Consider the following 23,352-nt stretch of genomic DNA (forward strand, 5'->3'; position numbering starts at 1 on the left):
ATGTTCAAAACCATAGCGGTTATGTTTTCACTATTACTTTTAAGCGCCTGCCAAAGCGTTAATAGTGAAACAGATAACAATCAATTTCAAATACATGACGAGCAATTGTTATTTGATAATGAAATGCTTGTCATGTGGACTTCTACAACCATACCAAGCTGTCAGCAGTGTAACTTAACAACTCACAGTAAAAAAACAGCTGCCGGCCCAATATTATTTACAACCATAAACAATGAACATGGTGAATTAATACTGGAAAGCATTAAAAAAGCACGCCACAGCTTTGCATTCAAGGTAGGTAAGGAACAACACTCTATTAGGTTGAAAATTGCAGATAGAAAATTATCTGTTTCACTTAATCAAGCCGAGTACTTGATACTAAATAAACATGAAAAACGATCACTTAACATTGCTGATAGCAATTACTTTATTAAGTTAGATAGATTGTATTTACCCGATAAAGAAACTAAAGGTAAAACCTCCGAGCAAGCAACTTATGAAGCAGATATTGTAATTTGGTTGGATCAAGCAGTGAAATAAATCCCGTTAATCTTCCTCGCATTTTACGATAAAAGAGAGAGTAGGAACTACCTGCTCTCTCTTTTAAAATTATATTTTTTAAAGCCCTTATTCGCATTTACCCTAAACAAACCTTTCTTATATTGACGCCCGTTCAACAAAACTAGTACCAAGTACGGTATTATTCTCTATTTTGTCTTTTCCTTGCATCATCTCTATCAGCATTTTTCCTGCTTGAAGGCCGATTTCTTCGATCGGTTGGCGCATTGAAGTTAAGGGTGGATTCATATGGCGCGCATGAAAGTTATCATCGTAACCAACCACCGCGATGTCCTCGGGGATTTTTTTACCCGCTTCGCGCAGGGCCATGTAAACACCGGCGGCAATATCGTCATCTCCGGCGCAAATAGCATCAAAGTCAGCGCCTTGCTCTAATAAGGTTTTAGTACTTTCATAACCAAACTCTTCGCTATAAGTACCAACAATCGCTTGGCATTGGCTTTTATCTAAAGAAGCATCTTCTATTGCCTGCCAAAAACTGTTTAATCGGTCGCGGGCATCGGCGAGGTTTTGCGGACCAGCAAGGTGCACTATTTTTTGGCGACCCGCTTTAATCAAGCTTGTTGCTGCAATATGACCACCCGCTTGGTTATCCACTTGCACAGAGTTATATCCGTAAGGAATACCACTTCTTCCCATTAATATAATAGGAATATCACGGTTACATAATTGGTGAATTTCAGCTTTAGTAAAGTCACTTTCTAAAAACAATAACAAACCATCACACTGTCTATCAATCAATGAACTGATCGTCTCAAACTCAGTCGCTTTATCACCAAAACCACTGCTTACCATTAAGTGTTTATCACTATCAACAAAGGCTTTTTGAATACCACCGAGCACTTGAGCGTAAAAAGCACTGCCCATATTAACCACAACAACACCGACGATATCCGATTTATTACTTTTCAGGCCACGCGCAAAACTGTTCGGGCGATAACCCAGTTCAAGAATCGCTGCATCCACTTTTTCGCGGGCGATTTTAGACACCGCACCGTTATTGGCAATAACCCGTGAAACCGTTGATTTTGATACGCCAGAAAGAGCAGAAACTTGTTTGATTGTGACCATAATATTCACTTATTTTATAATGTTATTGTTGGTTTATTATTAATTATATTGTTGGCTTAAGGTTAATTACATTGTAGATTAACTGGCTAAGTATATTATCAATGATTAATCTATTTTTAATCTTAACCAGCTTGGTTTATATTAACCATAAAAAGGGGATTCCCCCCTTGTTGAAATTTTACGATAACATAACTTTTCAGCTACAAATGGCAAGCAAAAACCAAGCACTATGTGGCAAAAATGCGATACCAACTTTAAATGCAGTTTACAGATGAGAGTGCTAAATATTACAATGCCTTGCGTAAAAGCAAGATACGATACCTATAGAGAGCACCAGATATCAGAAGAGAGCACCAGATATCAGAAGAGAGCACCAGATATCAGACTAAAATACTCTTTTTTCCCTTAGAACTAGCAAAGTCACCACTATCTACACCACTATTTATGTAATCGCTATAACAATCTAAATTGACATATGTCATGCTATTGCACTTAATCTATGATAATTTGGAGTTTAATTAATGAAAATCGCTATGTTTAGTGCGCGCAATTACGATACAGACCACTTTAATCCGCTACTAGAGTCGCTTTCTCTTACCTTTAAATACTTTGATACTCAACTCAATATCCATACTGCAGTGCTAGCGAAAGGTTATGACGCTGTTTGTGCTTTTGTAAATGACGATCTTTCTGAGCCCGTTTTATCTCGACTCGCAACACTTGGCATTAATACCATTGCAATGCGTTGTGCAGGTTATAACAACATCGATTTAACGGCAGCTAAACGCTTAAATTTCAATATAGTACGTGTGCCCGCTTATTCTCCAGAAGCAGTTGCTGAGCACAGTATTGCTTTGCTAATGACCCTCAACCGTCGTATTCATAAAGCTTATCAACGCACACGTGATGCTAACTTCTCACTAGATGGTTTAGTGGGTTTTAACTTACATGGTAAAACTGTGGGTATTATTGGTACCGGTAAAATTGGCGTGGCAACTATGCGTATTTTTAAAGGATTTGGTTGTAACGTATTAGCCTATGACCCTTACCCATCGGATCAAGCAATCGCACTTGGTGCTGAATATGTCAAGCTTGATGAGATGTATGCACGCAGTGATATTATTAGTTTGCATTGCCCGTTAACAGACGAAAACAAACATCTACTTAATGCGCAAAGCTTTCAAAAAATGAAAAATGGCGTGACCATCATTAATACTAGCCGCGGCGCACTGTTAAATGCTGAAGATGCTATTCAAGCATTAAAATCTGGCCGTATTGGTGGTTTAGGATTAGATGTTTATGAAGAAGAAGATCACCTTTTCTTTGCCGATCATTCAAGTGAAATAATCACCGATGATACCTTCCGTCGTTTATCTGCTTGCCATAATGTTATCTTCACCGGCCATCAGGCATTCTTAACCAATGAAGCATTAGATAGCATTGCACAGACAACGATCGATAACTTATTAGCGGTAGAAGCGGGTAATGAAAGTCCTAACCGCGTTTAAATAAAAAGCCTCAAGTCACATGACTTGAGGCTCTTCCGGTAAGTCCATAATAAATATAATTAGTGCGCTTAAATAAGTTAAAAAGAAATTAAACATAAAAAGCCCGAAGAAAAGAAGGTTGATGATTTCCTTGGTTATGTTAATAAGTTTTATTTTATGTTTATCCGTGTTTTTATTTTCTTGCTCGTCTATTCCAACAGAGACACAAAGCGATATAGAAAGTAATAACTGGCAAGCCGTTGGTGAATACGATGGTAGCAATGGTTTATTGGAAAAGTCTGAGCTTGATTTACAGGCATTAAGTGATCAGTTTAATGGTGGAAATGTTAGTTATTCAGCGTATCAAAGCAGTTATTTAACAGCAGTAACCGTTTACTGTGAACCTAAAAATACAAACATGCTCGGCATGCTGGGTAAACCTTATTTAGGTGTTTGTGAACGTTTTCCTAATGGTGCATTTTTCCGACAAGATTGGTTAAATGCTAAAACATCGAATAGTAGATAAATTTTAACAGTAAAAAAAAGAATAAAAAAAGGCCCAAGTAGCAACTCTACTTGGGCCTTTTTGTTTTTTGTTTTTTATTTGTTATTTGCTTTAATTAGCAATAATAATTAATCGCTAAAAACGCCTGAAATTTATCGTATTTTCCAATGGAAAATACGATTCAATCAATGTTTTACAGTGCTAAGAACTGCTTCATTTGGTTTACGATACTTTCAGCAACTGTTTGATTTTCCATTTCTGAGAAGATACGTAATAACGGCTCAGTACCAGAGAAACGTGCGATCATCCAACCACCATTTTTGAAGTAAACTTTAAGGCCGTCAGCATAGCTCACTTTCTCAATTTCATAGGAAAATTCAGGTAGTGACTTATCAACATAAATTTTATTATAGATAACCGCTTTCTGATCCGCTTTAAAGGTGCAATCGCCTTCAGCTGTGTATGTGTAGCCGTAGATATCATAGATCTCTTTCAGTAACTCAGAGATCTTCTTACCGGTGACTGCAATCATTTCTACTAATAGGCTAGCAGCAAATACACTGTCTTTACCTTTAACATGGCCACGAAGCGTCAAACCACCCGAACTTTCGCCACCAAGAAGAGAATCATCCGCTTCCATTTGTGAACTGATATGTTTGAAACCAACAGGTACTTCAAATGATTTTTGACCGTTATCAGCAGCAATTTTATCCAGCGTATGTGTTGTAGCAATATTACGTACGACAGAACCCGTCTGTTTTTTGTATTTTAACAGGTAATAATAAAGAAGAATTAGGATCTCATTCGGGTGAACGAAGTTACCTTTTTCATCGATAATACCAATACGGTCAGCGTCGCCATCGGTACCAATACCCACATCGTAACCACCGTGAACAACAAGATGTTTAAGCTGGTAAAGCGTTGCTGCAGAAGGAGAAGGCATCATACCGCCAAAACCAGGGTTTTCACCATCGTTGATAACATCAACGTCACAGCGACCTGTAATTAATACGGTTTGTAATGCGTTTTTAGCCACACCAAACATAGGGTCGATAAGCACACGTAAATTAGCTTGTTTAATGGCATCCATATCTAACAATGCAATCACGGAATCAACAAAAGCGTTCATTGGATTGATGATAACCACTTGGCCATTTTCAACTGCTTTATCAAAATCAAGTGACTTGATATCACTTTCTTTAATCGCTGGCATCTGCTCTTCGATTTTTTCTGTGATCACTTCATCAGCATCACGACCACCTTCGATAAATACTTTAATACCGTTGTAGTCTGAAGGGTTATGCGATGCAGTAATACACGCAGAATAAATACAACCCATCTCTTTTGCTTGATACATTACAATAGGAGTCGGTACAAAACGGTCAATGTAACTGACTTTAATGCCGTTTGCCGCTAATACTTCTGAAAACCATTTTGATGCTTTGTCTGAAAGAAAACGACGGTCATAACCGATAACAAAGCCTTTCTCTACTACATCTTCATTGATCATGATGTTAGCAATAGATTGTGCTACTAGACATACGTTAGCTTTAGTGAAATCTTCACCAATAATTGAACGCCACCCGCCTGTTCCGAACTTAACCATTTGAATCTCCGTATAGTTTTAATAGCTTATGAATAGTTTCTACTGACAAAGGGAGCCGAAGCTCCCTAAAAAATCATACTGACATTAATGACGCCGAAGTATCGCTTGAGTACAAGGCAGGTGCTTGACGTTTATGTTCACATAAACGAAAGCGCCTAACGCTGTAATCGAGTGATACAGCAAGTCATTTAGCCCATAGTTACGATAACGCTGTTTACAGATCCCGCAGCTTGCACTGGGATTGAACCTTCAACAACTTCGCCGTTTAACGTAATAGATTTAACACCTTTACTTACGTTGTCTGGGTTTTTAACTTCGATTTTGAATGTCGCATCACGCCATTGACGTGAAACTTCAAAACCAGGCCAGTCAGTTGGAATACATGGATCAACGATTAAACCGTCAAAACTTAAACGCACACCTAGAATAAAGTTAGTGACCGCAAAGTAAGCCCAACCTGAAGTCCCTGTTAACCATGGGTGGTTAGCACGGCCGTGATCGACATGGTCACGTCCATTGATGAACTGTACGTATGAGTAAGGTTCAGTCACACGTAAATCAATGTTTTCGTTTTGGTTGTACGGGTTAAGTGCATCGTAGAACTTCATAGCACGGTCGCCACGACCTAGTTTAGCTTCAGCTACCCAAGCCCATGGGTTTGGATGAGAGAAGATTGCGCCATTTTCTTTAATACCAGGATATACACGGGTAACAAAACCGATGTCATCGTTAGGTGTTGTGAAAGACGGTGAATTTAGGTGTAAACCGTAATCTGAGTACAAGTGCTCATCAACGCTGTCCATTGCACGGATACCACGTTCTTTCGACACAGCACCAGACAATACAGCTAGTGTGTTTGACTCTAAGTGAATACGACCTTCAGTTTGTTGTGCAGTACCGATTTTGTCGCCGTCTTTAGTTAGACCACGGATGTACCAACCACCCTCTTCATCCCAAAGTACTTCTTCACATGCTTTTTGCACGCCTTCAGCCATTGCAGTGTATTTAGCAACGTCATCTTCTTTACCTAAGTGCTTAGCAAGATCTAAGAACTCTTGAAGTGCCCAGTAATGCAAGAAAGAAACCATTGAAGACTCACCGCCACCAAGGTTTAGACAGTCATTCCAATCCGCACGTAAACCTTTACAGATACCTGTTTGGCCAACGTATTTTGCAGAGAAATCTAATGCTGCTTTCATGTGGTCGTATACTGTTGCTTCTGTACCGTTAGCGTAAGGGATTACTTCGTCGAAGAAACTATCTTCGCCAGATTCCATTACGTATTTACAAATCGTTGGAACGATCCATAAATGGTCATCAGAACAGGTATCTTCGATACCGTGAATTTTGTCATCATCAGATGGCGTTGGAACTACCGTTGGTGATTTAGACGGTACAACGTCTTTTTTCTCTGGATCAAACCAATCTGGATCAAATAAATGTAGACCGTAACCTTCTTTAACCTGACCACGTAATAAATCAACTAAACGCTTACGTGTCATTGTTGGGTTAGCATGTGGTACTGAGATAGCGTCTTGCGCTGTATCACGGTAACCCAAACCAGTACGACCACCTACTTCGATGAACGAAGCAAAACGTGACCAAACAACACAAGTTTCAGCTTGGTATAACGTCCAAGTATTGATCATTGAATCAAGACCTGCATTTGGTGATTTAACTTGGAATTTGCTACAACGCTCTTCCCAGTGATCAAGAATGCCTTGGAATGCAGCATCAACATTTGTTAAATCTTGGTATTTCTTACGTAAACGTTCGCCGTTACCTTTACCTAGACCTAATACAAATGCAAAACGCACTTTCTCGCCTGGTGCGATAGTGAATTGCTTGTGTAAAGAACCACAGTGGTTATTACATGTTTGCGCAGAGTTAGAACATTGTCCGTTTTCAACAGCAATTGGGTTTGACTCATCACGGTAGCGACCTAAGAATGCATCACGTTGACCGTCGTATGAATCTGGGTCAAACGTAGCAGCTAGGTAATAAGTACCTTCGAAGTCATCTGTGTTGTAAAAAAGATCGTATTCAAGTACACCAGCATCATAAGATGTACCCGCAGAGTACAAAGACATCTGGTGGTTTTGGTTGTCAGATTGAATATGTGAGAAAGAGAACTCAACAAACGAGAATGCAGAGATAGTACGTGGCTTGTCACCCGTATTTTCAATAACAACATCCCAGACTTCAGCATCTTCGCCTTTTGGTACGAATAATGTTTTAGTTGCCGTAATACCGTTGTATTCACATTTAAACTTAGAGTATGAAAGACCGTGACGAACTTCGTAGTTCGCTTCGTCTAAGCTTTTTGCAACTGGCTGCCATGAGATAGACCAGTAATCGCCAGTTTCATCGTCACGTAAATAAACGTAATGTCCAGGACGGTCAAAAGACGCATTTGGACGGAACTTAGTGACACGATTGTACTCTGGAGAGTTGTAGAATGAGTAACCACCTGCGTTATGAGAGATAACCGTACAGAACTTTTCAGTCCCTAAGTAGTTAGTCCATGGCGCTGGAGTATCAGGACGCGTAATTACGTACTCTCTGTTTGCATCATCAAAAAAACCGTATTTCATTGTATTTCCTTACTTTGTAGTAAACTTATTTGTTTATAAATAATTAGTTAAGTGCAAAATTTATAGATATATGATTATCTTATTCTTTAATTTTTTAAAACTTTCTATAATTTATTTTATTGCGTTTAAAGTGTGCTTTTTGCCCCTGTAAACGACCGCAGAAATCGGCCCAGTTTTTATGTTCTGGTTTTGACCAAGAAACTTCTGCTGTTGCTAATACACGCGGGAAAAACATATGGTCAATACGATCTTGATTGAGTACTACTTCAGACCATAATGCACACTGCACACCTAAAATATGATCTCGTAATGGATCATCACTTTTAAGTTCGGCCAGTGGTTCATATGAGTAAGCTTGCTCAAGTGGTAACGTACCCGCCCAATCAACACCAAGCTCTTCAGGTGAAAAATCTTGCACAATATCAAAATAGGTATATTTGCTTGGTTGCATGACCACATCAAAACCGCTTTTAACACACTCAAGTGCAGCTTCTTCATTAACCCACGCGTAAACAACTGTCTCTTTACTGACTTTATCGCCGTGTTTCACTTCTTCCCAGCCGAGCATACGTTTGCCGTGACTATTAATTCGTTGTTCTACATGACGCAGTAAGTGACCCTGTAACTCTATCTCTTCGCTGTAACCGCACTCGACCATTAATGCTTGGCATTTAGGACTCTTAGTCCAAACACCTGTCGGCACTTCATCAGCGCCAATATGTACCGAGCTCCCCGGAAAAAGAGCACACACTTCATCAATAACTTTATCTAAAAACTCGTAAGTTCCCGCTAATGCCGGTGATAACACATTGTCCGTGTAGGCTTGAATACTGAGGTATTCTGAGCGTTCTTCCGTATCGGTTAGTAAGTGTGGTAATGATTTAATAGCAGCACGACAATGCCCAGGAATATCTATTTCAGGGATAATAGTAATGCCACGTGCCGTTGCGTATTCAATAACGTCTTTAATTTCAGCCTGAGTATAATAACCGCCGTATTTTTCACTAAGGTGTGAAAACTGAGGCAATAATGCCGTACCCGGACCACGCCAAGCACCGATATCAGTTAACTCAGGAAAGGCTTTAATCTCTAAACGCCATGCTTCATCATCGGTAAAATGCCAATGAAAATGGCTTAATTTATAGATAGCCATTTGGTTAATCAGACGCTTAACCGTCGCGATAGAATGAAAATGACGTGAACAATCAAGCATCAAACCACGGTAATCAAAGCGTGGTTTGTCATTTATCTCAACACAACTCACAGTGTATTGACCTTCAGCATCCGATTTAACCAACTGTAAAAGCGTGGCGACTGCGTGAATAAAACCTGTTTCAGAAGCTGCTTTTATAATGAGTTCAGTATCACCAACAGTTAGCTGATACTCACCTTTTGCTAACACAGCATTTTCAACAAAATAAATGTTTGCCGTGTTGTCTTGAGTGAGGGTTAGTTTTGTTGCATAACTTAGTTCATCAACAAGCCATTGACTCGCAGCTAATGCTTGTTCACTGCCTTGTGAAACAGTCAGTGTCTGAGCAAGAACAAATTGACCGTCGTACTTAATGAGTTTATTAACTTTAGGGATAACCGCGATATCAGAGGCTGCTACGGTAATTTTATCTACCGGCATCAATTCAGGTAATTGTAATTGGATCTGTTTAACATCCAATGCATGATGAACAGTAAAGTTATCAGCAGCCGTTGTTATATAAGCTTCACGCACGCCACATTCATAATTAGTAAAAGGCGCAGATTTTATTTTAAAGGTTATTTGATAAACACCATTTGCTTCAATAACCTCTGATTGATCAGGCTTAATTTCAGTGTAAGTACCTACTTGCACAACACTGCCTTTACTCATTGATTCAGAGTAAATAAAACGTGCAAAATCTAAGGTTAATAACCACTGACTTAACGGCGCATCTGTTAAGTTATTTATGCTTAGTTGTATTAGGCTGTCTTTACTATTTAAAACTTCGACTTCAAGTGAGTAGTTATTCATGTCAGTCCCTTAATACAAGTTATGTTCAAGATTGCCAGCCATCATCAATGCACCATGCATAGCATCACCTTTAGGCATCACTAACCACGGGCGTACCGTTGGCTCTAACCAATCAACAATGCGTTCGCCAATACTGCCCATCAAGGCGATATTAGTTGCGCCACGTTTATTGAGCGCTAATAAAAACATATCGATATCCGCGGCGCATTGCTTGAGTAAATCAATGGCAACACGGTCCCCTTCTTTTGCATATTTAAAAATAGCCGGAGAGAATTGTCCGTAATCACAAGGACGAGCAGATTTAGACCAATCAACAATTTCATCTAAGTCGTTATGGAAATGATCTAAAACGTGATCCACTAATGCGCTGCGCTCTTTAATGCCGTCATACGCCAATAAAACATATTGAATTAAACGTAATCCAGTCACAGCGCCACCGCCTTGGTCTGAAATAGGGAATTCACGGCCGCCGACAATATGTTGCTCACCGTCTTTAATTAAGATGCCACAAGAGCCAGTACCCGCAATCATGATTGCGCCATCAGCGCCATTATGAGCACCTAAACAAGCACCATAAGCATCTGTATTCAAGGTTAAACTTGCAAAAGGATGTGCCAGTTTCATGAATTCAAGCCATGCAGATTTTTGCTCTGCACCCGCAAGCGCTAAACCGATATGCATATCTTTAAAATATGCTTCGTTTAAGCCCGCTTCTTTAGCCGCCAATGTAATCGCGTCCACAATAGAAGACATCGCAACGTCCACACCTAATAAAATATTAGCGCTTCCTGTCTTAGCATCACTTAATGTTTTGCCCTGTGCATTACAAATGCGAGCACGACATGAAGTGCCCCCGCCATCTATACCTACTGTCCATTGTGTTTTCATAAATCTCTCTCTATTACGATTAATTATACGTAATAATAAACTACAAAACAAAATATGGGAACGAACCCATTTGTTCTATTCTACTCAACATTTAGCTCAAACTAGCTAATAGATTATGATGAGAAATCACGCTGAAAGCTGCTATGCTGACTGGGCCATAATAGCTAACAGAAACCAACCACCGTGTGGGATCCATTGTTCACCCCAGCGCCAATTTTGCAACATATCATCCGCCTGACCTTCAGGCTTAAACGCGATATCAAGTTCATTATCAAAACCACCTGTAATGCCATTACAAACACCGCCTTTGGCATTAAAGAAACCTAGCTCAGGTAAGTAATCAGGATTGTTAAAACCAGCGCCATCCAGCATGCACATGTCATAGGGATTTAACCCTACAATCCAATTTAATGATGATTGTGCAAAACTAGCTAACGCTTTGTTTAATGACGCATCTTCAATATGTGGTTTGACTAAATTCACCATAGCAGCCAGTGAACCTAAACGTGCATTTTCGCCCTGCCACCAGTAACCACTTTCATTGTTATGCGCGATAAAGAAAGCACTGCGCTTCGCTTCATTAACACTTTTAACGTATTGGCGTGGATAAGCAAAGGGGTTAAACACTTCGCTGGTAATCGCTAATTCAAATTTCAACGCTTTAATAATGGTTTGTTTAGTTTTCTGTTGGTATTCGCTGTTTGTTTCTATTTCTAAATATTGCGTCAGTGCAATAACCGGTAATCCCGCTTCTGCGCCGTGGAAATAAGGACGAGAACCATCACTATTAGCTGACCAAAAGTTAAGTTGCAAATCATCAGATTGTTGACGAAGTGATAACTTAGCAGCCCAGCTACGCGCTTCTTGCAAGTATTTTTCGTCTGTCGTGCTTTTATAAAGCTCAACCGCTGCGATCAAGGCACAATATTCATCGATAATATTGCTTTGATTATCATCACAGTAACTTTCATTGTGTTCAACTAAGTGCCAGTAAGCTCTTTCTGCACTCGCTAAATATTGAGCAGCGCTAAATTCGCCACCTGTTGGTTTACGGTAAGCAACCGCTAAAGAGGCAATTGCGATACCTGCACCTTGACGGAAAGCCGCTTGATAAGATTCAGTTTTATCACCGGTTTGATTTTCATAAGCACAAAGATCGCGTTGCTCGGGATCTTTACTCCACTTATCAAAGACGGTCATATAAAAATAACCCTCTTCGCTGAGCATACGTTGTAAGAAGTCAGCACCAAAAATCGCTTCTTCTTGTAAACGTACGGCTGAATATTTAGCAAACTTGTTATTATCTTTTAGAAGATCTAGACCTTTAAACATATTCCACACGATCATTGGGATCTGTTGTGGATTCATATAATTGGCAAAAGAAAGATGGCTAAAATACTTGCTTAAATCACCCGATGCATCGTACCAACCGCCGTGAACATCAACGGTTTTATCAGTGCCTAATACAACAGCCTTTTGGTCATGCTGGTCAAAAATACCCGCGCAACGTTGACCTTTAAAATAATGTAATAAATCAGAAAAACAGCGTGTCATTAACAGACCTTCGCCGATTTCAAACGTTTGAGATTGTGTTTCATCAAGGCGTAAAAAATAACGACCAACTGTCGTAAACTCAGAAAAATCAATGCTGTGAAAATAGCCTTGTGACCATTGGTCAACGGTACCTGATGATAAAAGGGGAAGATGTTGAATTACTTCTCCGCTGAGTGCGGATACTAATTGTACTTGAGAGATGTTTAAACGTGTTTTAGTTTGTAAGACAGCCTGTTTAGGCCCAACACATTCATAACCTATATGATTGGTAAGTAATTTCACTTAACTTAACCCCTTAAAAAAAGATCCCCAAGCAAATGCTCGGGGATATTGGTATCACCACTCTAAGGAGAGTTGAGCGGTGAGTTAATGCCCATAATTACCTCGTGAAAATTGGTAATTGTTACAAAGTACCCCTTGAAACGTAATGGGCGTCTCTTCTATTCGTGTAAATGACAACGAACAAAATGGTTTTCAGCAAGTTGCTTAACTCCAGGCATCTCATCTTTACAGCGTGGTGTTGCATGTAAACAACGTCCTGCAAATGGACAACCTAAAGAATCTGGCGTCCAAAGAGGAATTTCACCTTTGTTACCTTCAAGCTTGCTGTGAATAGATTTACTTGGATCCGGTACTGCAGAAACAAGTAGTTGAGTATAAGGATGTTGTGGACGATGAATAATCTCGTCTGTATCACCCCATTCAACCATATGACCTACATACATTACCGAGAGATCTTCAGCGATGTAACGTGCTGTTGCGATATCATGCGTGATGTAAAGTAGTGACATTTGACGTTCTGATTTCATCTCTTCCATGAGGTTTAATACACCCGCACGGATAGAAACATCAAGCATTGATGTTGGTTCATCAGCAAGTACAACTTCAGCACCTACCGCAATGTTACGTGCTAAGTTAACACGTTGACGTTGACCACCAGAAAGTTGGTGTGGGAACTTCTCAGCCGTTTCTTTAGCAGGGTTTAAACCCACTTGCTCAAGTAGTTCGTAAACCTTCTCTTCAAGTTCTTTTTTATTACCCGGTGTTACTTTTTTGTGGATCTTCAACGGACGCGCAATATGGTGGAAAATATTGTGCGTTGGGTTTAAAGAGCCAAACGGGTCTTGCCATACCATCTGAACACCTTCACGGTATTTCATTAGGTCGGCATGTTTCTGAATCGTTTGTATATCACGGCCTTTATAAATAATTTGACCCGATGTAGGCGCGTACATCTTAGCAATCATCTTAGCGATGGTAGATTTACCAGAGCCTGATTCACCTACAACAGCCATACCGCGACTTTTGTACATTTTAAATGATACATCGTTTGAAGCACGCATCATTGGTTGTTTTAACGCGTTACTGCTGACTTTGAAATCTTTAACGATATTCTTGCCTTCAACCAGTAATTCACCGTATTTTGCACTCATAATTCTTTCCTTCTCTCAATCTGGCTTAAGCAGTTGCAAGTTCAACGACAGCAATAGACTCACCCGCCACTGCTAAGTGACAGTTAGACATATGGCCATTTTCAATATCACGTAGTGGGTTTGCTTTTGTTTTGCAAACTGTTTCTACGCGTGGGCAACGAGCCTGAAAGCGACAACCAGTTGGGATATCTAATAAGTTAAGCGGGTTACCAGGAATTCCTACTAACGCAGTTTTTGGCCCCGTTAACGATGGGAAAGAGTTACCTAAACCATGCGTATATGGGTGATAAGGGCTTCCCAAGATATCTTGAGACGACGCCACTTCAATTAACTGGCCAGAATACATGATGCCGATACGATCAGAGAACTCAACCATTAACGATAAATCATGGGTAATGAACAAAATTGAGAAACCAAACTCTTCTTTTAATGCATAGATTTTCTGTAATATTTCACGTTGAACAACTACATCAAGTGCTGTTGTTGGTTCATCCATAATGATTAATTTTGGATTAAGCGCTAATGCAATCGCAATCACTAAACGCTGACGCATACCGCCAGAGAACTGGTGAGGGTAATCCGTTAAACGGTTTGGATGAATATCTACAATTTGTAATAACTGCTCAGCACGTTTAACTGCTTCATACTTAGTTTTGCTTGTATGGCGCATGATAACGTCAGTGAACTGGTCAACAATTGGGATAACTGGATTCAAAGCATTCATTGCGCTTTGGAATACCATTGACATTTCGCTCCAACGGAACACTGTCATTTCACCATCACTCAGCTTTAAAATGTCTTTCATGCCGCCGTTATCATCAGCGAAGAAAACTTCACCGCCACTGATAAATGCAGGTGGCTTATGCAAACGCATTAATGCGAATGCAATCGTTGATTTACCACAGCCAGACTCGCCAGCTAGACCGAATACTTCGCCTTTACCGATATCAAAACTAACATCGTTTACAGCGCGTACATCACCATTTGCAGTAATGTAATCAACACAAAGGTTGCGGATTGAAATTTGTGGAGTAGTCATTATTTTGCCCCGCTTGCTAAATCTTGTTCACCAGGAAAGTGTGGAACTTCTGCTTTTACATGTGCTGCACGTGCTTTTTTGTCTGCTTTTTGCATTTTCTCAAAACGTTTCATACCAGGGTTTGAACGTAATTGTGGGTTAGCAATTTCATCGACTGCAAAGTTAAGCATTGCAAGACCAATTGAAAGCGTAATTAGTGCACCACAAGGGGCTAGTAGTTCCCACCATGCGCCAATTATCATTGAAGATGATGTTTGTACGTTATAAAGCATGATACCCCAACTAATTGTACCTGGGTCACCTAGACCTAAGAACGAGATAGTGGCTTCCATCATGATTGCGTACATTACAGAACCGATGAAACTTGCACCAACGATTGAGATAAGGTTTGGTAAAATCTCAACAAAGATAATACGTAAACGAGATTCACCTAATACTTCAGCTGCTTTAACAAATTCTTTCTCACTTAAAGACATAGTTTGTGCGCGTATTACACGTGCACCCCATGCCCAGGAAGTGAAACCGATTATTAATGCAATGGTCAACGGTCCAGCCTCCCCGATGAATGCTGCTAATACAAACAGTAACGGATACTGAGGGATTACTAACATAACGTTCATGGCAGCAGATAAAATATCATCTACTCGTCCACCAAAGTAACCCGCAGAAATACCAATAACCGTTGCTAAGAAACATACAACAATACCAGCACCAAAACCAACCGCTAGTGAAACACGTGCACCATGTGCAAGTTGAGACCAGATAGAACGACCCATGCGAGACGTACCCATTACGTGTTCTGCTTTTTTAGACATCAACAAAGTACGTTTGTCATAAGCAAGGTTTGTTGCAACCCAACCATCAGGAGATGCTTGTGCAAGTTTTACAATTGGACCAGGGTATTCATGTGGCTTACCCGTACGTTTATTGGGTACATGATCCGTTAATAACGGCGCAAATACGGCCATAAAGATAAACGAGAACAAAATAATTGAACCAAATAACGCCTTATTGTTATTTTTCAATATGTTTAAAATACCTTTCATAATCTTATGCTCCCTTACGAAGGCGAGGATCTAGCAATACATAAAGCATGTCGGCTAGTAAGTTGAAGAACAACATAAACAGCGTCATTACCAATAATTGACCTTGTAATACTTGGTAATCACGTGCATTGATTGCGTTTAAGAGAACGGTACCAAGACCGGGATAGTTGAAGATAATTTCGATAATCATCTGACCACCAATCGCCATACCTAAAGACATAGAGAGTGCTGTTACACTTGGTAGCATTGCGTTACGTGCAGCGTAATTAAATACAACACGGTTTTCGCTTAGCCCCTTACCTTTTGCCATGGTGATATAATCTTCACCTAGCAAGTTAATCATGTTATTACGCATCGCAATCAAGAAACCACCAATCTGTACGATTGTCGCACCAAATAAAGGCAATACTGCATGGTATGCAACATCTTTTAAAAATGTCCAGCTTGTCCAATCAGGCGTAACACCAGGTGTGTAGGCATAACTTGTTGGGAACCACTTAAGAGTGATTGCAAAAACAAACAGTAATAACATTGCTGTTACAACCTGTGGTACCGCTTGGATAACCAACATGCCTGGCGACATAATAGTATCGAACTTGCTACCACGTTTCCAAGCAGCAAAAATACCTAATACAGAGCCAATAGTGAATGAAATTACTACCGCTGTACCTGCTAAAAATAGTGACCAGCCAACTGCATTACCTAATACTGTGTTAACCGTTAGTGGGTAAAATTGTACTGAGATGCCTAAGTCCCAGGTCAAGACACTTTTCATGTACATACCGAACTGCACAATAAGCGGACCATCAACAAAGCCTAATAGCTCTTTCATCGCGGCAATACGTTCAGGTGTTACCTGTGACGTTGCATTCGCAAACATCATGGTGATTGGGTCACCTGGCATTGCGCGCGGAATAATAAAGTTCAAGGTTGCCGCAAATAGCAACGCAATAAAGTAAAACGCTAAACGTCTTAAGAAAAACCCCATAACTTACACCTTAATAATCCATTACTTTGTCCGCTTATCTAGCGAAAATGAATATGGAATATGGAAAAAAATCAATTACGACTAAGATTGTCATAATAATAAAAATTGGGAAGAAACAAAAAGGCACAGACATCATGTGCCACAAACCTACAAACCATTAACCTTCTTAACAAACCCTTAACAAAAAGAGCTTAATTAAAAAAGGCACACAATGTGTGCCTTTCGAAAACCGATTATTTAACCGGTTTTAAGTCTAACACTTGAAGTAGACGCTCAGCGATGCCAGCGTGACTAGATGGACGTCCTTGAGGGTTCTTCTCATTCCACCAACCAGTGAAGCGACTAGTATTGTATTGGAAGTTATTTAAACCAGACATTACAGGAATTGTAACTTGATCTTCAGCAATGATTGCTTGGATCTGGTTAGCAATTTTAACTTGCTCAGCTTTATCAGCGGTTTTATAAAAACCATTTAATAAAGAGTCAACTTTCTCACTTTTCCAATGGTGCATTGCAAAACGTGGCGATGCAGATGTTTGGTATTTAGAGTTGTAAGCACTGTCCCAGTATTTATGCGGGTCAGAACCGTGGAAGTAGTTTGTGTAAGCTACATCGTAAGTCGCATCTTGCATCGCTTTGTTGTAAACAGCGAAATCAGGAGTACGTGCTTTAGCTTGGATACCCACTTCTTCTAGGTTTTCAACAGCTAGTTGCACAGAGTTGTTGAAATCAGACCAGCCGTTTGGCGATTGAATTTCAAGAACAAACGATTTACCAGATGGAGTATCAACAAAACCATCATCATTTACGTCTTTGAAGCCAGCTTTAGCAAGAAGTGCTTTAGCGCCTTCAACATTGTAAGTATTGAATTTTTTGTATTTGTTATGAACTGCTTCATCAGACCAAGACTCAAATGCGTAACCAAGACCAGATGCGAAATCATTTGTTACACCAGCACCGTAAAATGCGATATCAATGATTGTTTGACGGTCAATAGACATAGAGAATGCACGACGGAAGTCAACGTTAGTTAACGCTTCGTTTTTCGCTGCATCAGGGTTTTTATGGTTAACAACAAATGCCTGAGTACCAGCAGCACTCAACCAGTATTTATGGTTAGGGTTCTTAGAAGCGTAAGTTTTATCAATATCTGGAATGAAAGATGAAGCCCAATCAATTTCAGAGTTCATTGCTTTAGCAAGGAATTGATCGTTGTTAGCAATTTGCGGAACACGAAGACAATCAACATCTAGATTAGCAGCGTCCCAGTAAGTTGCTTCAGTACATTGAACATACAATGTAGGAGTAAACGTTTCAATTGCAGTAAACGGACCAGTACCCACTGGGTTTTCATTCAAAAACTCATCAGGTTTGTCAACTTTTGACCAGATATGTTGTGGAACAACAGGTACCTTAACGATATCGTAAGGTGCGTTTGAATTTGGCTCTGATAATGTAAATTCAACTTTGTATTCGTTGATTTTTTTAACAGCAGTAACAACTTTGTTAGCACCCGAGAAATCTAGACTTGGCGTAGCTTTAACCAGGTCGAACGTGTAAACAACATCATCAGCAGTGAATTTTTCGCCGTCAGACCATTTAACACCTTCACGGATATCAAATGTAACAGACATAAGGTCTTTAGACATTTCAAAACCAGTTGCTAGACGAAATACCGGCGTGTTGCCTTTCATTTCGTTAAATACAACTAATGGCTCATAAATAAAGTCAGATGTTGTATGTAAGTTAGTCGATGCTAAGAACGGGTTAAAGTTACGAATTAACGTTGGGAGCTCTTTAGGGTGAAAAACTAGTTCACTTTTTTCAGCAAATGCAACTTGAGGAGCTAATGCAGTAGATACTGCTACTACTAGCGCTGTGATTTTCGTTTTTTTAAAATTGGCAAACATTTAGTAATCCTCACTATTATTCTAACAATTAATTATTATACGTATTTACATTCATTATCTACGAATCGCCCTCATTCTTGAGTAAATTCATACCAACAAATTCGATTAAAAACCTACACATTTAATATCTAAAAACATTTTCGTGAACGGCTTATGGCGACTAGAAAACTACACTCATAGAAAAGAGTCAACAGCACCTTACGTAAAAAACGTCAAAACTAAAGAAATATCCGTGCAAAACGTCAAAATAAAGATTAAGCACATTTAACCTTGGCTTCATTTTTTTGCGATGGATCACCATGTCTATTAAAAGTAAAACACTTCCAAACAATGAAAACAAAACCACAAAGCCCTTTAAATAGGGACTCTTTAACGTTCAAACAGTCAACTTTTATTGGGCACTGTAATATATTGAAATTTATTACGTTAGTTTTGCCGATTCGTTGTGACACTACTCGCACTTTATTAAAGAGATAATTCAAAAACGTTAATTTACTAAAATAAGGGGCTAATTCATGGTAAATTACAGCCTAAATAAAAGGCAAAAAAACGCGATAAAGACCCTCTTAAAGGCGAATTTTAAATGTTATTTATTAGTTTCAAATAAAAGCAGTCGCACTTGAAACTGAGCGCTATTTTTATCTTTTCTCATTAAATACGTGGTTTATCTAAAATGCATAAGAAACAACATAATAAAAAACTTAAAAATACAGTTATGATGGCCTTTCTTGCTTTGAGCATTATTCCCCTGACCCTTATTTCTTTGTTCTTCCTTTATACGCAAAGCCAAGACTTAGCCGAACAGAGTAAAACCCAGCTGATTGCACTTCGCGATAATCAGCAATTACAAATCCAAAACTACTTTAAGAGTCAAGAATCACAAGTGAGAAGCTTTGCACGTTCAGAGCTAGGTATTTCAAGTGGCGGGCGTTTTTCAGGGTTAACATCCGCTTTTGAACATTTAGGAATAGATGAAGAGCAAGCCCGACTGCATGCACAAAAACGCTACATACAGGGCAGTGGCGATAAAAGAAACAATGTAATACACAGTGACTCACCAAACTACAATGGCAGTGAACGTTATCGTTTAATCCATAAACGCTACCATTATCGTTTCACAGACATACTCACTAACTCTGACTTTGACGACATATTATTAGTGACCCGATCCGGTACGGTTGTTTACTCGACAAAGAAAAACGCAGAGTACGGGACCAACCTGATAACCGGCAAGTTTCAAAATAGCTCACTGGCGAATATATTTAGACGTATTGTGAAATTGGCTAAAACGAATGATGGTAAGTCTATTCCGGTTATTTTCTCTGACTTTAGCGAACAAGAAAACAAACAAATAGCCTGGTTTGCAGCCCCTGTTACCGAGCGTGGCTTCCAACATAGTTTTGTTTTCTTCAAATTAGAGAACAGTCAATTAACTCACTTATTACAAAATTCTAATATTGGTGATATGGAAACATTATTAACCAACGATCAATCTATCTCGCGCATTAAACTTGCCCCCGGTGAAAAACTGAATATAAGAGAAGCCAGTATTAAACAAGCAGTCAATGGTTTTACCTCTGTTGATAGTTTTCGTAATGATAAAGGCGAAAGCATTTTAGCCGCATTTACCCCGATTAATGTACAAGGTAAAACCTGGGCGCTTGCGATTGAGTTACCAGAAAAATCCGCTTATGCAAGAATTAGGCAACTTGAAAGTATCTTCCTGCTTACCCTACTCTTTGCATTAAGCATGGTTGTCATTGCTTCGCATTATCTGTCTAATTCTATTACTGCACCTATTTTGAATTTAGCCTGGATAGCAGAACGAATAGCAGCCGGCGATCTCAATCAGCGAGTCAGTGGTACGGAGCGTAATGACGAGATTGGTCGATTAGCAATTAGCTTTGCACGTATGAAACGTTCAGTCAGAGAAAAGCTATTATTAATCAATGAACAAAAGGAAGAGCTGGAAACCAACCTGACATTGATTCAGCAGCAAAATAATGACTTACAACTTACTGACAAACTAAAAGATGAATTCTTAGCAACAACCTCACATGAATTGCGCACACCTTTACATGGCATGTTAGGCATTACGGAAACACTAAGATCCGGGGCTTATGGCTCATTAACCCCTGAGCAGCAATACCAACTTGAAGTGATTAATAACAGTGGTCATCGTTTAGCACATCTTGTTGATGACCTTCTGGATTACCATAAAATGCGTTATGGAAACCTGTACATTAACAAGAATGCCGTCGACCTTTCCTCTGCAGTCCATCTTGTTTTAGAACTCTCAAAGCATCTTCTTGATAACAAGCCGCTGCGTATTCTTAACCAGATACCCGACGACCTTCCCTTGGTGATCGCCGATGAACAACGTCTTGAGCAGGTATTATATAACCTCATTGGTAATGCGATTAAATATACCGTTGAGGGGAAGATCATTATCTGCTCAAAAATATTTGATGATAAAATTCAAGTGCAAGTTATCGATACCGGCCATGGGATTGATGCAGCCCAACTTGACCAGATATTTGAACCACTAAGCCAAGCCACCGTTGATAGCCCTTATTATCGTCAGGGTGCCGGCCTTGGTTTATCGATTAGCCGCCAATTAATCGAATTAATGGGTGGTAATTTATATGTCAGTAGTCAGCAACATATTGGTACTACTTTTAGCTTTACCCTGCCTATCGCTTCGGAAATTGAGAGCCAAGAAAATAGCTTTGCTCATACTCAACATTTTCAGGCCCCTATTCCTTATCAGCAGGTCAATATTACAGCGGACTCTTTGCCAACCAACCCAGACGCGCCTTTATTAATTGTCGCAGATGATGAGGCGGTGAATTTACAAGTGTTGATGAGTTTCTTACGTTTAGAGGGTTATCGCGTCAAAACAGCGATGAATGGTCAGGAAACATTAGAGTTATTAGCAGAAGAGCAACCAGCCCTTATATTGCTTGATGTGATGATGCCAGGCATGAGTGGTTATGAAGTGTGCCAAGCGATTCGTAAAAATCATGATAGTGAAACATTACCCATTATTATGTTAACGGCGCTTAGCCAAAGTAAAGATAGAGTGCGTGGTTTTGAAGTGGGCGCTAACGATTACGTGAGTAAACCTTTTAACCAAAAAGAGATATCAGCACGTGTCACAGCGCATCTACAAGCCACAAAAACACAAACATTGAGCAGTCAAAACAGTCAGCTTCAACATACCTTACAAGAACATGAACTCGTTGAAGCTTGTTTGCTGGAAACTCAAGCACATCTATTTACGCTACTTGAACATAGCCCTGATGCCATTTTGTGTATTCGTTTCGATGAAAAAATTAGTTTTGCTAACCATAATGCTGGGAAATTATTTAAACGTAGCCCCCAACAGCTACAGCATTACAACCTTGAAGACATTGTGATAAAACGCAGCTTAAAACTACAAGATAATCACCTCAATGAATTAGATATTTATATTGAAGGCAAAGTAACCAGCATGGCGGCATCAATCATTCTCTTACCTAAGCAGTCAGGGTTACATTCGTTAATGATTTTTTGCACCGATAATAATTATGATGCACGGCGTATTAATAACCTTGAAAGTGCCGTTGATGCGTTATCAAGTTATGCCTTTGATGGTAATAGTGAACAGTTGCAAACCCTGAAAGAACTGGGTGGAGAATTCACCCGACTGGTTGATAAGGCCGAAGGTAAAGGCAGTGATAAAAAACACCTCAAGCGTGAATTACTGGTTGATGTAATGACCCAAACATTACATTACTGGGAAAATGAAAGTGGTAAATCAAAATTTGAGTTAGCGGAAAACAGTCAATTATGGAAAGTTTATTTAGACAGAAGTACGCTACAGACACGTACTCTGGATAAGTACTTACACCTTGAGACTTTGCCTAAAACCCCCCGCTGGCGCACGGTATTGAGTACCATCGATTATGTACTGGAACATTGTGATAGCGATACTAAGCAACGCGAGAAAATTGAGAAGCTACGTTTACAATTGCAAAAGTTATTAGCTTAATCTAATAACGCTAAATAATGTGCCCAATCAAATAGATAACCAGGGTCATTTTTACGCCCTGGTGCAATTCCACTATGACCTATTATTCGTTGCTTTGTCAGTTTTGGATAATAGCTGATAAGTTGTTGGCTGAGTTCGGCGAGTGCCAGGTATTGTCCCTGCGTATAAGCCGACTTATCCGTCCCTTCTAGCTCAATGCCAATAGAGTAATCATTACACGCCTCAACACCATCAAAGCTTGAAACACCAGCATGCCATGCACGATGATCAAAAGGCACATATTGCTCAACCAAGCCATCTCGACGAATCACACAATGCGCTGACACCTCAAGCCCCTGTAAGTCGCTAAAGCTTTGATGTTCATGACAATCTAAACAGCCCGTGAATAGCTGCTCAATCTGTTTTCCACCATAAACCCCTTCCGGTAAACTAATACAGTGAATCACTAGCAAGCTCACTTCTAGGCCTACTGGACGCTCATTAAAATAGGGCGAACAAATTTGCTTTGCTTGTTTATAAATACCTGTTCTTTTTATCAACTAAGACTCCTTAATGCATGTTAGCTGTTAGCTGTTAGCTGTTAGCTGTTAGCTGTTAGCTGTTAGCTGTTAGCT

General features: G+C 39.7%; 16 protein-coding genes. 4 read left to right on the plus strand and 12 right to left on the minus strand.

Annotated elements, in window-relative coordinates:
- A complete protein-coding gene (locus CXF74_RS06775; RefSeq protein WP_101081658.1) occupies positions 1-540 on the plus strand; it encodes a hypothetical protein in 540 nt (179 codons plus the stop codon).
- A 117-nt stretch (positions 541-657) separates the two neighbouring features.
- Here the strand turns inward: CXF74_RS06775 and CXF74_RS06780 are convergent, their stop codons facing one another.
- On the minus strand, positions 658-1,650 hold the full coding sequence (locus CXF74_RS06780) for a LacI family DNA-binding transcriptional regulator (RefSeq protein ID WP_101081659.1): 993 nt from the start codon (positions 1,648-1,650) through the stop codon (positions 658-660).
- 521 nt (positions 1,651-2,171) lie between these two features.
- Between CXF74_RS06780 and CXF74_RS06785 the strand changes: the two genes are divergently transcribed.
- Both CXF74_RS06785 and CXF74_RS06790 read left to right on the plus strand, forming a co-directional pair.
- On the plus strand, positions 2,172-3,158 hold the full coding sequence (locus CXF74_RS06785) for a 2-hydroxyacid dehydrogenase (protein ID WP_101081660.1): 987 nt from the start codon (positions 2,172-2,174) through the stop codon (positions 3,156-3,158).
- Positions 3,159-3,279: 121 nt separating this feature from the next.
- A complete protein-coding gene (locus tag CXF74_RS06790; protein ID WP_101081661.1) occupies positions 3,280-3,663 on the plus strand; it encodes a DUF2799 domain-containing protein in 384 nt (127 codons plus the stop codon).
- Positions 3,664-3,835: 172 nt separating this feature from the next.
- On the opposite strand, the gene CXF74_RS06795 is transcribed toward CXF74_RS06790, so the two are convergent.
- The 10 genes from CXF74_RS06795 to CXF74_RS06840 form a co-directional block, all read right to left on the minus strand.
- A complete protein-coding gene (locus CXF74_RS06795; RefSeq protein ID WP_101081662.1) occupies positions 3,836-5,248 on the minus strand; it encodes a phosphoglucomutase/phosphomannomutase family protein in 1,413 nt (470 codons plus the stop codon).
- A 188-nt stretch (positions 5,249-5,436) separates the two neighbouring features.
- Positions 5,437-7,842 carry a GH36-type glycosyl hydrolase domain-containing protein gene (locus CXF74_RS06800; protein WP_101081663.1) on the minus strand — a complete coding sequence of 802 codons (2,406 nt, stop codon included), beginning with the start codon at positions 7,840-7,842 and terminating at the stop codon, positions 5,437-5,439.
- Between the two features lie 94 nt (positions 7,843-7,936).
- A complete protein-coding gene (locus CXF74_RS06805; RefSeq protein ID WP_101081664.1) occupies positions 7,937-9,847 on the minus strand; it encodes a beta-N-acetylhexosaminidase in 1,911 nt (636 codons plus the stop codon).
- A 9-nt stretch (positions 9,848-9,856) separates the two neighbouring features.
- Positions 9,857-10,735: an N-acetylglucosamine kinase gene (locus CXF74_RS06810; protein WP_101081665.1), complete on the minus strand. Its 879-nt coding sequence runs from the start codon at positions 10,733-10,735 to the stop codon at positions 9,857-9,859.
- Positions 10,736-10,876: 141 nt separating this feature from the next.
- A complete protein-coding gene (locus CXF74_RS06815) occupies positions 10,877-12,571 on the minus strand; it encodes a glycoside hydrolase family 9 protein (RefSeq protein WP_101081666.1) in 1,695 nt (564 codons plus the stop codon).
- Positions 12,572-12,729: 158 nt separating this feature from the next.
- The gene (locus CXF74_RS06820) at positions 12,730-13,722 is read right to left on the minus strand and encodes an ABC transporter ATP-binding protein (RefSeq protein WP_101081667.1); all 993 of its coding nucleotides are present in this window, start codon (positions 13,720-13,722) and stop codon (positions 12,730-12,732) included.
- Positions 13,723-13,747: 25 nt separating this feature from the next.
- Positions 13,748-14,761, minus strand: a complete 1,014-nt coding sequence (locus tag CXF74_RS06825; RefSeq protein WP_101081668.1) for an ABC transporter ATP-binding protein — start codon at positions 14,759-14,761, stop codon at positions 13,748-13,750.
- Positions 14,761-15,807, minus strand: coding sequence for an ABC transporter permease (locus CXF74_RS06830; protein ID WP_101081669.1), 1,047 nt, complete (start codon positions 15,805-15,807; stop codon positions 14,761-14,763). The genes CXF74_RS06825 and CXF74_RS06830 overlap by 1 nt, the downstream gene beginning before the upstream one ends.
- A 4-nt stretch (positions 15,808-15,811) precedes the next feature.
- A complete protein-coding gene (locus tag CXF74_RS06835; protein WP_101081670.1) occupies positions 15,812-16,795 on the minus strand; it encodes an ABC transporter permease in 984 nt (327 codons plus the stop codon).
- A 233-nt stretch (positions 16,796-17,028) separates the two neighbouring features.
- Entirely contained in the window at positions 17,029-18,705 is a 1,677-nt protein-coding gene (locus tag CXF74_RS06840; RefSeq protein ID WP_101081671.1) for an ABC transporter substrate-binding protein, read from the minus strand.
- Between the two features lie 673 nt (positions 18,706-19,378).
- Between CXF74_RS06840 and CXF74_RS06845 the strand changes: the two genes are divergently transcribed.
- Positions 19,379-22,738, plus strand: a complete 3,360-nt coding sequence (locus tag CXF74_RS06845; protein WP_101081672.1) for a response regulator — start codon at positions 19,379-19,381, stop codon at positions 22,736-22,738.
- On the opposite strand, the gene ampD is transcribed toward CXF74_RS06845, so the two are convergent.
- Positions 22,735-23,277, minus strand: coding sequence for a 1,6-anhydro-N-acetylmuramyl-L-alanine amidase AmpD (gene ampD, locus CXF74_RS06850; protein ID WP_101081673.1), 543 nt, complete (start codon positions 23,275-23,277; stop codon positions 22,735-22,737). The genes CXF74_RS06845 and ampD overlap by 4 nt on opposite strands.
- Positions 23,278-23,352 lie beyond the last annotated feature (75 nt).

Origin of the sequence: Psychromonas sp. Urea-02u-13 (assembly GCF_002835995.1) — a bacterium.
Classification (GTDB): domain Bacteria; phylum Pseudomonadota; class Gammaproteobacteria; order Enterobacterales; family Psychromonadaceae; genus Psychromonas.